This window comes from Mycobacterium sp. 1081908.1 (assembly GCF_001673535.1).
GTDB lineage: Bacteria > Actinomycetota > Actinomycetes > Mycobacteriales > Mycobacteriaceae > Mycobacterium.
In genome coordinates this window covers 1-13,131 of sequence record NZ_LZLY01000141.1, presented here as the reverse complement: position 1 = coordinate 13,131, position 13,131 = coordinate 1, and the positions used below count along the sequence as shown (strand labels likewise).

The following is a 13,131-nucleotide window of genomic DNA, read 5'->3' as shown; positions in this document are numbered from 1 at the left end:
CTGCTGCGGTGGTTGACAATGTCTGACGGCAACACCGCCGCGCAGTGGGTGCCCACCGGGTCGGTCACCGTCCGGGTGCCCGGGAAAGTCAACCTCTACCTGGCGGTCGGGGACCGCCGCAGAGACGGCTACCACGAACTGACAACGGTGTTTCAGGCCGTCTCGCTGCTCGACGAGGTGACCGTTCGCAACGCCGACGTGCTCTCGCTCGAGCTCGTCGGTGAGGGCGCGGACAAGCTGCCCACCGACGAGCGCAACCTCGCCTGGCAGGCGGCCGAGCTGATGGCCGAACACGTCGGGCGGGCCCCCGACGTGTCGATCATGATCGACAAGTCCATTCCGGTGGCCGGGGGCATGGCGGGCGGCAGCGCCGACGCGGCGGCGGTGCTGGTCGCGATCAACTCGCTGTGGGAACTCAACGTGCCGCGCCGCGACCTGCGCATGCTCGCCGCCCGGCTCGGCAGCGACGTGCCCTTCGCGTTGCACGGCGGCACCGCGCTGGGAACCGGTCGCGGCGAGGAGCTGGCCACCGTCCTGTCACGCAACAGCTTTCACTGGGTGCTGGCGTTCGCCGACAGCGAGCTGCTCACCCCGAAAGTTTTCAAAGAGCTCGACCGGTTGCGCAAGGCCGGGGATCCGCCGCGACTCGCCGAGCCCGGGCCGGTGCTTGCGGCTCTGGCCGCGGGCGACCCGGAGCAGCTGGCGCCGCTGCTGGGCAACGAGATGCAGGCGGCCGCGGTGAGCCTGAACCCAGTCCTACGCAAGGCGCTGCGCGCCGGGGTGGAGGCCGGCGCCCTGGCCGGAATCGTGTCCGGGTCGGGCCCGACCTGCGCCTTCCTGTGCACATCGGCGGCGTCGGCGGTGGATGTCGGGACCCAGCTGTCCGGAGCGGGTGTCTGTCGCACCGTCCGGGTGGCCAGCGGCCCGGTGCCCGGTGCCCGCGTGGTGCCGGCCCCCACTGAAGTGTGAATTCGCGCTCAAGCCGCGTCACGGTTTGGCAGTTACTTAAGAGGAGTTTAAGATGGCTCCCGGTGACGAGCAGCGGTAAGCAAGACCACTCGATTACTTCGCCCACCGGAATTGCCGGTGGGCTCGTTGGCTCATCACCGGTTCGAGACCTAACCGCTGCGCAACTGTGCTCGCGTGGCTGCTTCAAAGTGGCGCCCAGCAGGCGGAACATGAGATTCCGGGCCTTGGGGCAACTGCCGGAACCGAGGAGGTTTTTGTGAGCAGGTTTACCGACAAGATGTTCCGCAATGCCCGCACCGCGACGACGGGCATGGTCACCGGTGAACCCCACGAACCCGTCCGGCACACCTGGGGCGAGGTCCACGAGCGCGCGCGCTGCATCGCGGGCGGCCTGGCCGCCGCGGGCATCGGCCTGGGCGACGCGGTCGGTGTGCTCGCCGGCTACCCGGTGGAGATCGCCCCGACGGCGCAGGGGCTGTGGATGCGCGGTGCCAGCCTGACCATGCTGCACCAGCCGACGCCGCGCACCGACCTGGCCGTGTGGGCCGAGGACACCATGACCGTCATCGGCATGATCGAGGCCAAGGCCGTCATCGTGTCCGAGCCCTTCCTGGTGGCCATCCCCGTCCTCGAGGAGAAGGGCCTCACGGTCCTCACCGTCGCCGACCTGCTCGCGTCGGAGCCGATCGACCCCGTCGAGGTGGGCGAGGACGACCTGGCGCTCATGCAGTTGACGAGCGGCTCGACCGGATCTCCGAAAGCCGTGCAGATCACCCACCGCAACATCTACTCGAACGCCGAGGCCATGTTCATCGGCGCCCAGTACGACGTCGACAAGGACGTCATGGTCAGCTGGCTGCCCTGCTTCCACGACATGGGCATGGTCGGGTTCCTGACCATCCCGATGTACTTCGGCGCGGAGCTGGTCAAGGTCACGCCGATGGACTTCCTGCGCGACACGCTGCTGTGGGCCAAGCTCATCGACAAGTACAAGGGCACCATGACCGCGGCGCCCAACTTCGCCTACGCGCTGCTCGCCAAGCGGCTGCGCCGCAACGCCAAGCCCGGCGACTTCGACCTGTCGACCCTGCGCTTCGCGCTGTCCGGCGCCGAGCCCGTCGAGCCGGCCGACGTCGCGGTCGTGCTCGACGCGGGCAAGCCGTTCGGCCTGAGGCCCTCGGCGATCCTGCCGGCCTACGGCATGGCCGAGACGACGCTGGCCGTCTCGTTCTCCGAGTGCAACGCCGGGCTCGTCGTTGACGAGGTCGACGCCGACCTGCTGGCCGCCCTGCGCCGCGCCGTCCCGGCCACCAAGGGCAACACCCGCAGGCTGGCCACGCTGGGCCCCCTGCTGAAGGACCTCGAGGCCCGCATCATCGACGAGAACGGCAACGTGATGCCCGCGCGCGGCGTCGGGGTCATCGAATTGCGCGGCGAGTCGCTGACGCCCGGCTACCTCACCATGGGCGGCTTCATCCCGGCCCAGGACGAGCACGGCTGGTACGACACCGGCGACCTCGGCTACCTGACCGAGGAGGGCCACGTCGTGGTGTGCGGCCGCGTCAAGGACGTCATCATCATGGCCGGCCGGAACATCTACCCGACCGACATCGAGCGGGCCGCCGGCCGCGTCGAGGGGGTCCGGCCCGGCTGCGCCGTCGCGGTGCGCCTCGACGCCGGCCATTCGCGCGAGACGTTCGCCGTCGCGGTCGAGTCCAACGCCTGGCAGGACCCGGCCGAGGTGCGCCGCATCGAGCACCAGGTCGCCCACGAAGTGGTGGCCGAGGTCGACGTGCGGCCCCGCAACGTGGTGGTGCTGGGCCCCGGCACCATCCCGAAGACGCCGTCGGGCAAGCTGCGCCGCTCCACGTCGGTCAGCCTGGTCAGCTAGCTTTCGTTCGGCCGCGCCCGTTGCGGCGAGCGCGCGCAAATTGCCACGGATTGCGGCGTGTCGCCTTACAGACACGCGCGCTCGCGATCGGCGAGGCCTCAGGTCAGCGGCGAAAGCCCCGACCGCACCAAGTCCAGACAGGTGGCGGAGATGGCCGCCAGATCGTCGACACAACCGTTGCGCCCCCACGTCTCCACCCCGATGACCATTGCGGCGGCCAGCGTGGAGCCCGCGACGTTGGCCACCAGGTCGATGTTGTCCACATCGGGGTAGCGGTGCTTGACGAAGTCGGTGATGACCGCGGCGAATGACGACTGGACCACTCGCAGGTGGCCGGCGATCTGCTCCCCGGTGATCAGCTCGGCCCGGGCGAGCGCCGCCTGCCGAACCAGCTCCATGTCGTGCGGGTAGCTGGCCATGCTGGCCAGCACCGCCTCGAACACCGACTCCGAGCGCGGACGTGTTGCCAGCGCGTCGGCCAGCCACTCCACCTGGGTGTCGTAGTCCTGGAACAGCACGGCTTCCTTGGTGGGAAAGTGCCGGAAAAACGTGCGTTCGGTGACGCCGGCCTCCTGCGCGAGCTGCTGCACCGTGACGTTCCCGAAGCCCTCGCTGGCGAACCGCTTCAACGCCACCTGCCGCAGCGCCTCATGGGTCCTGCTGTGGCGCAGCTTGTGCAGATTCGTCCGCTCGCTCATACCTGGCATCCCATCACGTCGGGTTGGCCTTGTCAGCGCCGACACCTTCCAATTGAGTCAGTACTGACATATATTAGGTTCCACCCGCTTCGGCTGTGCGGCCGGCTCGCCTCGAAGACTGTTCGGACAAGGAGTATCAGCGATGACGGATTATGACGCGATCGTGGTCGGCGCCGGCCATAACGGGTTGACCGCGGCGGCGGTCCTGCAGCGCGGCGGCCTGCGCACCCTGTGCCTGGAGGCCAACACCTACAGCGGCGGAATGGCGGCCACGGTCGAGCTGATCGACGGATTCCGTTACGAGATCGCGGGTTCGGTGCAGTTCCCCACCGCCCCGGCGATCACCAAAGAGCTGGGACTGGACACCCTGCCCACGGTCGATGCCGAAGTCCAGTCGGTCAACCTCGGCGACAACGGCGAAGAACCCATGATCTTCTACCGCGATCCGATGCAGCTGATGACCCACCTCGCCGAGAAGCTCGGCACCGACGCCGTCACGGGAATGGCCGAGATGATCGGCTGGAGCCAGGGGCCGGCGAAAGCGCTCGGCCGCTTCGAGGTGTGCACGCCGCCCAAGACGCTCGATGAGATGTACGCCTGCGCGGCAAACGAATCCGAACGCAGGGCCATCCACGAAGTGTTGTTCGGCTCGGCGATGGATCCCATCGACCGCTTCCTGCCCGACAAGGACAAGCACGCGGTGCTGCGCGGCATGCTCGCCTTCCTCGCCATCAACTCGACCTACCGCGGGCCCTACACCCCCGGCAGCGCAACATGTTTGGCGTTCGCGCTCGCCGTCCCGAACGAAGGGGCGGCGATGATGACGAAGCTCGAGGGCGGGATCGGGGCGCTCGGCCAGCACCTGCACGACCTGTTCGTCTCCCACGGGGGCGAGGTCAGATACCGCGCCAAGGTCGAGAAGATCCTCGTCGAGAACGACCGGGTGACCGGCGTGCGCCTCAAGGATGGCTTCGAGATCACCGCCCCGGTTGTCGTGTCCAACCTGTCGCCCGACCTGACCATGATGGATATGGTCGGCGTCGAGCACCTGCCCGCCGACCTGATCACCCGGCTCAGCGGGCGCGACCACCGGGCGCCGTTCGTCCAGATCCACTTCGCCCTCGACGGCCTGCCGGAATTCGCCCCGCCGTACGACTTCCTCAACGAACCGGGCATGCAATCGTCCATCGGCATCTTCGGCTCACCCGAAGAACAGCAACGCCAATGGGAGGAGTGCAAGCGGGGCATCATTCCGGACAATCCGTCGATGGGCATGCAGATCCCGTCCGTGCACGATCCCAGCATGGCGCCCCCGGGGAAGCACGCGGCGAGCGCGTTCGCCTACGCGTTCCCGGTCGAAACCCCGCGCGAAATGCACGGCCAGCTCAAGAACGTGATGGCGGAAAAGGTCATCGACAAGATCACCCGCTTCGCACCCAACTTCCGCGACATCCAGATTCGGCATATCACGTTCGCCCCGTACCACATGCAGACGATGTTCGCGGCCCCCGCCGGAGACTTCTGCCACGGCATGCTGCATCCGGACCTGATGGGGCCCAACCGGCCCGGGCCCAAGGGCTTCCTCGACATGCCGATTCCGGTCGAGGGGCTGTACCTGGGCGGCGCGGGATGCCATGGGGGTCCGGGCATTACCTTCACCCCCGGCTACAACGCCGCGCACCAGGCGCTCGAGGATGTCTCGCGATGACCTACGTGATCGCCCAACCCTGCGTCGACCTCAAGGACAAGGCCTGCATCGAGGAATGCCCGGTCGACTGCATCTACGAAGGCGCCCGGATGCTCTACATCCAGCCCGACGAGTGCGTCGACTGCGGTGCCTGCGAGCCGGTCTGCCCGGTCGAGGCCATCTACTACGAGGACGACCTGCCCCAGGAGTGGAGCGCCTACACGCAGATCAACGCCGACTTCTTCGAGCGGCTGGGTTCGCCGGGCGGCGCGGCCAAAGTCGGTGTCAGCGAGCATGATCCGCTGGCGGTCAAACAGCTGGAGCCGGCCGGGGGCAAGTGCCAGTGACGCGGACCCTCGACGGCGCGGTGGCCCTGGTCACCGGCGCCAGCCAGGGCATCGGCCAGGGCATCGCGATCGAGCTCGGCGCTCAGGGCGCCACCGTCTGGCTCACCGCCCGCAACGCCGCCGGGCTCGAGCACACCGCCGGCCAGATCCGCGAGCTCGGCGGCGCCGCGGTGGCCAGGACCTGCGATCACTCCGACGACGACCAGGTGGTGGCCGTGTTCGACGAGTTGCGGCGCGAGGCGGGCCGGCTCGACATGGTGGTCAACGTCGCCTCGCCGGACTTCACATCCATGGTGGCGCAGCCGTTTTGGACGCTGCCGTTCCAGGCGATCACCGACAGCCTCGCCGTCGGACCCCGCGCGAACTTCGTGACCTCGGCGCTCGCCGCACCGATGATGATCGAGCAGCGGGGTGGGCTGATCGTCAACATCTCCTCCCACGGCTGCCAGGACTACCTGCTCTCGACGCCCTACGGGGCGGCCAAGGCTGCCATCGAGAAGATCACCCACGACACCGCGCTCGAACTGCGCGAGCACAACGTCGCCGTGATCGGCTTGTGGCCCGGACTGGTGCTCACCGAGCGCATCCTCGCGTTCGCGACGGAGGGTCCGTCGGGTTCGCGCGAGCTGTTCGGGCTCGACCTCGACATCTGCGAGTCGCCGCGCTTCCCGGGGCGCGCCGTCGTCGCGCTGTTCACCGATACCGACCGGATGGCCCGCACGGGCCGATCGTTCTTCGCCTCCAGGCTCGCCCGCGAGTACGGTTTCACCGACGTCGACGGGCATCTGCCGCCCGAGGTGCGGCTGCTGGTCGACTACCTGGGCGACGGCAACGTGCCTGCTTACTGGCAGATGGTGGAGCGGTTCGGCCGCGGGTTCGCCGAACCTGCACCGGCAGAACCGGTCTAACGACCTGGCACCCGTGCGCGCAGCAAAATTTGTCAGTACTGACGTCTTCCAAATACGTCAGCACTGACATATTCTGGCCTCACGCCGGGGCATTCAGTGATCCGCCCCGGGGGGCGCTGCGGACAAGGAGCTCGAGCCATGACTGAGCCAAGGGGGTTGGCGCGCAACGTCTCCGGTCCGTCAGTCGTTCGCCCGCTGATGGGCCTGGTGACCTTCGCGGCGATCGCGGGGGTCGTCGCCCTCACCGCGTTCTCCTTCCGCGGGGACTTCGACGAGAGCGTGCCGGTCACGGTGCTGTCGCCGCGCGCCGGGTTGGTGATGAATCCCGACGCGAAGGTGAAATTGCGCGAGGTGCAGGTGGGATCGGTTTCCTCGATAGAGGAGCGGCCGGACGGCCAGGCGGCGCTGCACCTGGCGATCGATCCGTCGAAGTTACGCCTGATTCCGGCCAACGTGCTCGTGGACATCGCCTCGACGACGGTGTTCGGCGCCAAGTTCGTGCAGCTGATTCCCCCGGCCGAGCCCTCGCGGGAAAAGCTGCGCGCGGGCCAGGTTCTAGATGCCAAAAGCGTTACGGTCGAGATCAATACGGTGTTCGAAGAACTCACCTCGGTGCTGTCGAAGATCGAGCCGGAAAAACTCACCGAGACGCTGGGCGCGCTCGCCTCGGCGGTTAACGGCCGCGGGCACCAGATCGGGCAGATGCTCGCGGACCTGGATTCGTTCCTAGCCAAGCTGGATCCTGGCCTGACCGACCTGACCCACGACATCGCCGCCTCGCGAAAGGCGTTCGGCGCCTATGCGGATGGCGCGCACGACTTCGTCGAGGTCATCGACAACACGACACGCATCAGCCAGACGGTCGTCGACGAACAAGCCAACCTCGATGCGTTCCTGATCAGCTCGATCGGCCTGGCGGACGTCGGGAACGACGTCGTGGGCGGCAACCGCAGCGCGCTGACCGATGTCGCCCGCCTGTTGGCGCCGACCACCGACATCGCCAACGAGTACCACGACGCGCTGAATTGCGCGCTGGCCGGCCTGGTGCCGATCTCGAAGAACCCGCCGCCCGGCGATCCGGGCGTCGTGGTTTCGGTCAGCTTCACGCTCGGGATCGAACGCTATCGCTACCCGGGTCACCTGCCCAAGGTCGCGGCCACGGGCGGTCCGCATTGCGCGGACCAACACCTGCCGGCGGTGCCCTACGAAACCGCTCCGCCGTTCCTGGTCACCGACGTGGGTGCGAATCCGACGCAGTACGGAAACCAGGGCATCCTGCTCAACTCCGACGGGCTGAAGCAATTGCTGTACGGACCGATCGACGGGCCGCCGCGCAACTCCGCACAGGTCGGACAGCCCGGGTGAGCGGCTCGACGGGCGCGACGGTGCTCAAGTTCGGGGCCTTCGCCGTCGTGATGACGACGCTGACCGCGTTCCTCTTCTTCATCTTCGGCCAATACCGCACCAGCGCGACGAACGGCTATTCCGCGATCTTCACCGACGTGTCGCGCCTCAAACCCGGCGACTCGGTGCGCGCGGCCGGTATCCGGGTCGGCACGGTCAACAGCGTCGAACTTCGCACGGACACAACCGTCCTGGTGAAGTTCGACGCCGACCGGGAGGTCGCGCTCACGACCGGCACGAAGGCGGCGGTTCGCTACCTCAACCTGGTCGGGGATCGCTATCTCGAACTGGTCGACGGCCCCGGATCGACTCGGCGGCTGCCGGCCGGGGCGCAGATCCCGATCGACCGCACGGCTCCCGCCCTCGACCTCGACCTGCTGCTGGGCGGCCTGAAACCCGTTATCCAGGGCCTCAACCCGCAGGACGTGAACGCGCTCACCTCGTCGCTGGTGCGAGTCTTCCAGGGCGAGGGCGACACCCTGGACTCCGTCTTCTCGAAGGCCTCGTCGTTCTCGAATGCCTTGGCCGACAACAACCGAACGGTCCAACAACTGATCGACAACATGCACGCGGTCCTCGGGACCCTCGTCCGGGACGGGGACAAGTTCTCCAGCGCCATCGACCGGCTCGAGCGCTTGACCGCCGGCCTTTCCCAGGACCGCGATCCGATCGGTGCCGCGATCGAATCGCTGGACAACGGAACCGCGTCCATCACCGACCTGCTGAGGAAGGCGCGGCCGCCGTTGGCCGGCACCGTGGAACAGCTCGGTCGCCTGGCGCCCCTGCTCGACCAGGGCAAGGACCAGCTTGACGTGGCGCTGCAGAAGGCGCCGGGGAACTACCGCAAACTGGTCCGCCTCGGCGCGTACGGCAGCTTCATCCAGTTCTACGTCTGCGGGATGACCGTCAGGGTCACCGACCTGCAGGGCCGGACCGCGGTGTTCCCCTGGCTGCGGCAGACCGGCGGGAGGTGCGCGGAACCCGATGCGTAAGTACCGCGGCGCCCACCTGATTCGGGCCGGTTTCATCGGCGTTGTCCTCGTGACACTCGTCATCGCCGTCGGCCTGCAACCGCAGCGACTGATGTCGATGGCGACCGACGTCCGCTACCGGGCGTTGTTCACCGAATCGGGCGGGCTGGAGGTCGGCGACGACGTGACGGCGTCCGGCATCAAGGTCGGTGCGGTGTCGGGCATCACGCTGAGCGGCGGCGATGCGTTGGTCACCTTCAACGTCGACGGCAGGATTCGGCTCGGGTCGTACACCACCGCACACATCCGCACGGGTTCGCTGCTGGGCCGGCGGGTGCTCACCCTCGACTCGGCGGGCGCCGGCACGCTGCATTCGTCCGACGTCATCCCGGTCTCGCGCACCTCGGCGCCGTATTCCCTGACGGAATCGGTCAGCGGCCTCACCAACGACCTTGCCGGCACCGACACCGCATCGCTGAACCAATCGCTCGACACGCTGTCGGCGACGATCGACCGGGTCGCACCGCAATTGGGGCCGATGTTCGATGGCCTGACCCGGCTGTCGCAGTCGCTGAACGGCCGCAACCAGACGCTCGGTGAGGTGCTGAAGGACACCGGCACCCTCACCGGCATCCTGTCGGAACGCAGCCAGCAGGTGAACCGGTTGATCCTCGACACCAACGACCTGCTCGACGTGCTGGCGCGGCGGCGCCAGGCGATCGTCGACCTACTGGCCAACGTGTCGGCCATGGCCAAGCAGCTGTCCGGGCTGGTGCACGACAACGAGAAGACCCTGGCGCCGATGCTGCAGAAGCTCAACGCGGTGACCGCCATCCTGCAAAAGAACCGCGACAACATCGCCAAAGCCCTTCCGGGCCTGGCCAAGTACGAGGTCACCCAGGGGGAAGCGGTGTCCAGCGGGTTCTACTACCAGTCGTTCACCCCGAATATCATGCCGCCGCAGTTCATCCAGCCGTTCCTCGACTACTACTTCGGCTTCCGCCGAGGCAACAATTCCGGGCAGCCGCCGGACAACGCCGGGCCGCGCGCGGAATTCCCGTTCCCGCGCAACGGGATCCCCGAGGTGCCGCACTGATGTCGCGGAACAGGTTGGCAGTGGGCGTGGCCGTCGTGCTGGCCGTGGTGGGCATCGGGAGCGCGGCTTTCGTTGCCTACCAGTCATTCTGGCGCCCGAAGACGATCACCGCCTACTTCACCACCGCGACCGCGATCTACCCCGGCGACCAGGTGCGCGTCTCCGGGGTCAAGGTCGGCAAGATCACGTCGATCCGCCCGGAGGGCGACCTGGTCCGGGTCACGATGAACGTCGACCGCGACGTGCGTGTGCCCGCCGACGCCAAGGCGGTGATCGTCGCCCAGAACCTGGTGTCCGCGCGCTACGTCCAGCTGACGCCGGCGTACCACGGGGGCGGGCAGGCGATGCGCGACGGCGCGGTGATTCCCGTCGGGCGCACCGCCGTACCGGTCGAGTGGGACGAGGTGAAGACCCAACTGACACGCCTCGCAACGGATTTGGGACCCAATAGTCAGGTGTCGACGCCGTCGGTCGCGCGGTTCATCGACAGCGCCGCCAACGCGCTGAGCGGTAACGGCGAGAAATTGCGCCGGACGCTGGCGGAGCTGTCCGGGGTGGGAAGGATCCTGGCCAACGGCAGCGGCAACATCGTCGACATCATCAACAACCTGCAGGTGTTCGTGACGGCCCTGCGCGACAGCAACGAGCAGGTCGTCTCGTTCGAGAATCGGCTCGCCACGCTCACCAGCGTGCTCGACGACGGCAGGTCCGATCTGGACGCCGCCCTGACCGATCTGTCATCCGTGGTCGGCGAGGTGCAACGCTTCGTCTCCGGTAGCCGTGACCAGCTCTCCGAGCAGGTCCAGCGGTTGGCCGACGTCACGAAGAACCTCGTCGACCACCGCACGGATCTCGAAAACCTCTTGCATGTGGCCCCGAACGCGTTCGCCAACTTTTACAACGCGTACAACCCCGACACCGGCGACACCATCGGATCCATTGTGTTCAACAACTTCTCGAACCCGCTGCAGTTCATCTGCTCTCAGATCGGGGCGCTCGAAAACGCCACCGCGCCGGAGACGGGAAAGCTGTGCGCCCAATATCTCGGCCCCGCGCTGCGATCGATGAGCTTCAACTACCTGCCGATTCCGACGAGCATGTTCCTGATGAAGTCGGCCAGCCCCGACAACATCGTCTACTCCGAACCGCGCCTGGCGCCCGGCGGCGAGGGCCCGAAGCCCACCTTGCCGTTGCTGCCGCCCGCGGTGTCCGCGTACGGCGGGCTGCCCGGCGACACCCCGCCGGCGGCGCCGCCACCGCCGCCGCCGGGACGCATACCCGGGCTGGCGCAACCCGAGCCGCCACCCACCACGGCCACCGGCACCGAGCCGCAGGACATGCCGGCGCGCGAGCCGGCGAACGTGCAGGACATGCTGCTCCCGGCGGCAGGGGTGCAGCCGTGAGCCGATCTCCGACCGTGCGCCGGGCGCTCGCCATCGGCGGCTTCCTCCTGCTCGCCCCCACCGGATGTGCGTTCCAGGGATTGAACTCGCTGCCGCTACCGGGCACCGTGGGACGAGGTGCCGGCGCCGCCACCTACTATGTCGAGTTGGCGAATGTCAGCACGTTAGAGGCGAATTCACCGGTGACGCTCAACGACGTCGTCGTCGGCAGCGTCGACCACATGACCTTCCACGACTGGCACGCCGACGTCGCGATCTCGGTGAAGCCCTCCGTCGTCGTCCCCGCCAACGCGGTGGCCCGGGTCGGGCAGACCAGCTTGCTGGGATCCATGCACCTCGAGCTGAGTCCCCCGGCGGGGCAGGCCCCGAATGGCCGGTTGCAACCCGGGGCCACCATCCCGCTGAACAGGTCGTCGACCTATCCGTCGACCGAGCAGACCCTCTCGTCGCTGTCGGTGGTGGTCAACGCCGGGGGGCTGGGCCAAATCGGCGACATCATCCACAACTTCAGCGCCGCCATGTCCGGCCACGAGGACCAGATCCGCGACCTGCTGACCCGGCTCGGCGATTTCGTCGGGGCCCTGGACGCCCAGCGCGACAACCTCATTGGGGTCATCGGAGACCTGAACCGCCTCACCGACACGCTGGCCGGGCAGCGCGACGTGATCACCCAGGCGCTGCAGAAGATTCCCCCGGCCCTGGACGTGCTGATCCGCGAGCGGCCGCGCCTCACGACGGCGCTGGACAAGTTGCGGGTCTTCAGCGACACCGCCACCGGCCTCGTCGACGACGCGCGAGACGACCTGGTGCGCGACCTGAAGAACCTGGAACCGACGATCAAGGCGCTCGCCGACATCGGTCCCGATCTGGATAGCGCGCTGGTCTGGGCGACGACCTTCCCCTACGGCCAGAACCTGATCGACCGGGGTGTCAGGGGCGATTACATGAACATGTTCCTGATTGCCGATCTCACGCTTCCCCGGCTCAAGCGGACGTTGCTGCTCGGCACCCGGTGGGGTCAGCCCGGCGCGAAACTCGTTCCCGCACCGGGAGAACCGGAATATCTGAATTTCACGTACGATCAGCCCGGCGCCGGCGCGCCGCCGCCGAATGCTCCGGTGCCGACCGACGGGGCTCCGCTGCCCACCGATTTCCCACCGCAAGATCAGGCGGGCGGCTGATGCTGACGCGTCTGGTCAAGATCCAGCTGACGATCTTCACGATCGTCTCGATCGTCGGCGTCCTGGCGATGGCCCTGGTCTACGTACAGGCGCCGACCCTGCTGGGCATCGACCACATAACCGTGCGGATGGAATTGCCTTCCGGCGGAGGGATATACCGGTTCGCCAACGTGACCTACCGGGGCGTGCAGGTGGGCAAGGTGACCGCGGTCGATCTCGAGCCCGACCGGGTGCGCGCGACGCTCTCGCTTGACCGGTCGCCGCGGATTCCCGCCGATCTGCGGGCGGAGGTGCGCAGCATCTCGGCGATCGGGGAGCAGTATGTGGACCTGCGCCCGCGGCACAACGCCGGACCCTACCTCGAAGACGGCTCGGTAATTCCCGTCGAGCCCCCGGAACGATTCGTCGAGCAGCGCGCTCATCTTGCCTTTGGGGATGCTGTCGATCAGCGCGCTGACCCGGTCCAGCATCGGCCCGACCGCCTGCGGAATCGTGGTGCGCTCGACGGGAATTACCGAGCCGTCTTCGAGGTAGGGTCCGGCGTTGTGCCGCGGGCGCAGGTCCACATACTGCTCC

The 13,131-nt window shown here is 67.7% G+C and carries 12 protein-coding genes; 11 read left to right on the top strand and 1 reads right to left on the bottom strand.

Annotated elements, in window-relative coordinates; translation table 11 throughout:
• Positions 1-12 precede the first annotated feature (12 nt).
• Positions 13-969, top strand: coding sequence for a 4-(cytidine 5'-diphospho)-2-C-methyl-D-erythritol kinase (locus A5655_RS23025; protein WP_197508780.1), 957 nt, complete (start codon positions 13-15; stop codon positions 967-969).
• Between the two features lie 256 nt (positions 970-1,225).
• Entirely contained in the window at positions 1,226-2,860 is a 1,635-nt protein-coding gene (locus A5655_RS23020; protein WP_067014110.1) for a fatty acyl-AMP ligase, read from the top strand.
• Positions 2,861-2,958: 98 nt separating this feature from the next.
• Here A5655_RS23020 and A5655_RS23015 read toward each other — a convergent pair whose 3' ends face one another.
• Entirely contained in the window at positions 2,959-3,558 is a 600-nt protein-coding gene (locus A5655_RS23015) for a TetR/AcrR family transcriptional regulator (RefSeq protein WP_067014108.1), read from the bottom strand.
• Between the two features lie 142 nt (positions 3,559-3,700).
• On the opposite strand from A5655_RS23015, the gene A5655_RS23010 reads away from it, so the two are divergent.
• The 9 genes from A5655_RS23010 to A5655_RS22970 all read left to right on the top strand — a co-directional run.
• Positions 3,701-5,266 (top strand): NAD(P)/FAD-dependent oxidoreductase, encoded by a 1,566-nt coding sequence (locus tag A5655_RS23010; protein WP_067014106.1) that lies wholly within the window; start codon positions 3,701-3,703, stop codon positions 5,264-5,266.
• The gene (gene fdxA / locus A5655_RS23005; protein WP_067014104.1) at positions 5,263-5,592 is read left to right on the top strand and encodes a ferredoxin; all 330 of its coding nucleotides are present in this window, start codon (positions 5,263-5,265) and stop codon (positions 5,590-5,592) included. Before A5655_RS23010 ends, fdxA begins: the two co-directional genes overlap by 4 nt.
• Positions 5,589-6,500, top strand: coding sequence for an SDR family NAD(P)-dependent oxidoreductase (locus tag A5655_RS23000; RefSeq protein WP_067014102.1), 912 nt, complete (start codon positions 5,589-5,591; stop codon positions 6,498-6,500). The genes fdxA and A5655_RS23000 overlap by 4 nt, the downstream gene beginning before the upstream one ends.
• A gap of 138 nt (positions 6,501-6,638) precedes the next feature.
• The gene (locus A5655_RS22995; protein WP_067014099.1) at positions 6,639-7,865 is read left to right on the top strand and encodes an MCE family protein; all 1,227 of its coding nucleotides are present in this window, start codon (positions 6,639-6,641) and stop codon (positions 7,863-7,865) included.
• Positions 7,862-8,896: an MCE family protein gene (locus A5655_RS22990; RefSeq protein ID WP_067014097.1), complete on the top strand. Its 1,035-nt coding sequence runs from the start codon at positions 7,862-7,864 to the stop codon at positions 8,894-8,896. Before A5655_RS22995 ends, A5655_RS22990 begins: the two co-directional genes overlap by 4 nt.
• Positions 8,889-9,971 (top strand): MCE family protein, encoded by a 1,083-nt coding sequence (locus A5655_RS22985; RefSeq protein ID WP_067014095.1) that lies wholly within the window; start codon positions 8,889-8,891, stop codon positions 9,969-9,971. The genes A5655_RS22990 and A5655_RS22985 overlap by 8 nt, the downstream gene beginning before the upstream one ends.
• Positions 9,971-11,374, top strand: a complete 1,404-nt coding sequence (locus A5655_RS22980) for an MCE family protein (protein WP_067014093.1) — start codon at positions 9,971-9,973, stop codon at positions 11,372-11,374. Before A5655_RS22985 ends, A5655_RS22980 begins: the two co-directional genes overlap by 1 nt.
• A 14-nt stretch (positions 11,375-11,388) precedes the next feature.
• Entirely contained in the window at positions 11,389-12,555 is a 1,167-nt protein-coding gene (locus A5655_RS22975) for an MCE family protein (RefSeq protein WP_067014091.1), read from the top strand.
• Positions 12,555-13,131: MlaD family protein (locus A5655_RS22970; protein WP_156765005.1), on the top strand; the 577-nt coding region annotated here is incomplete at its 3' end. The genes A5655_RS22975 and A5655_RS22970, both read left to right, overlap by 1 nt.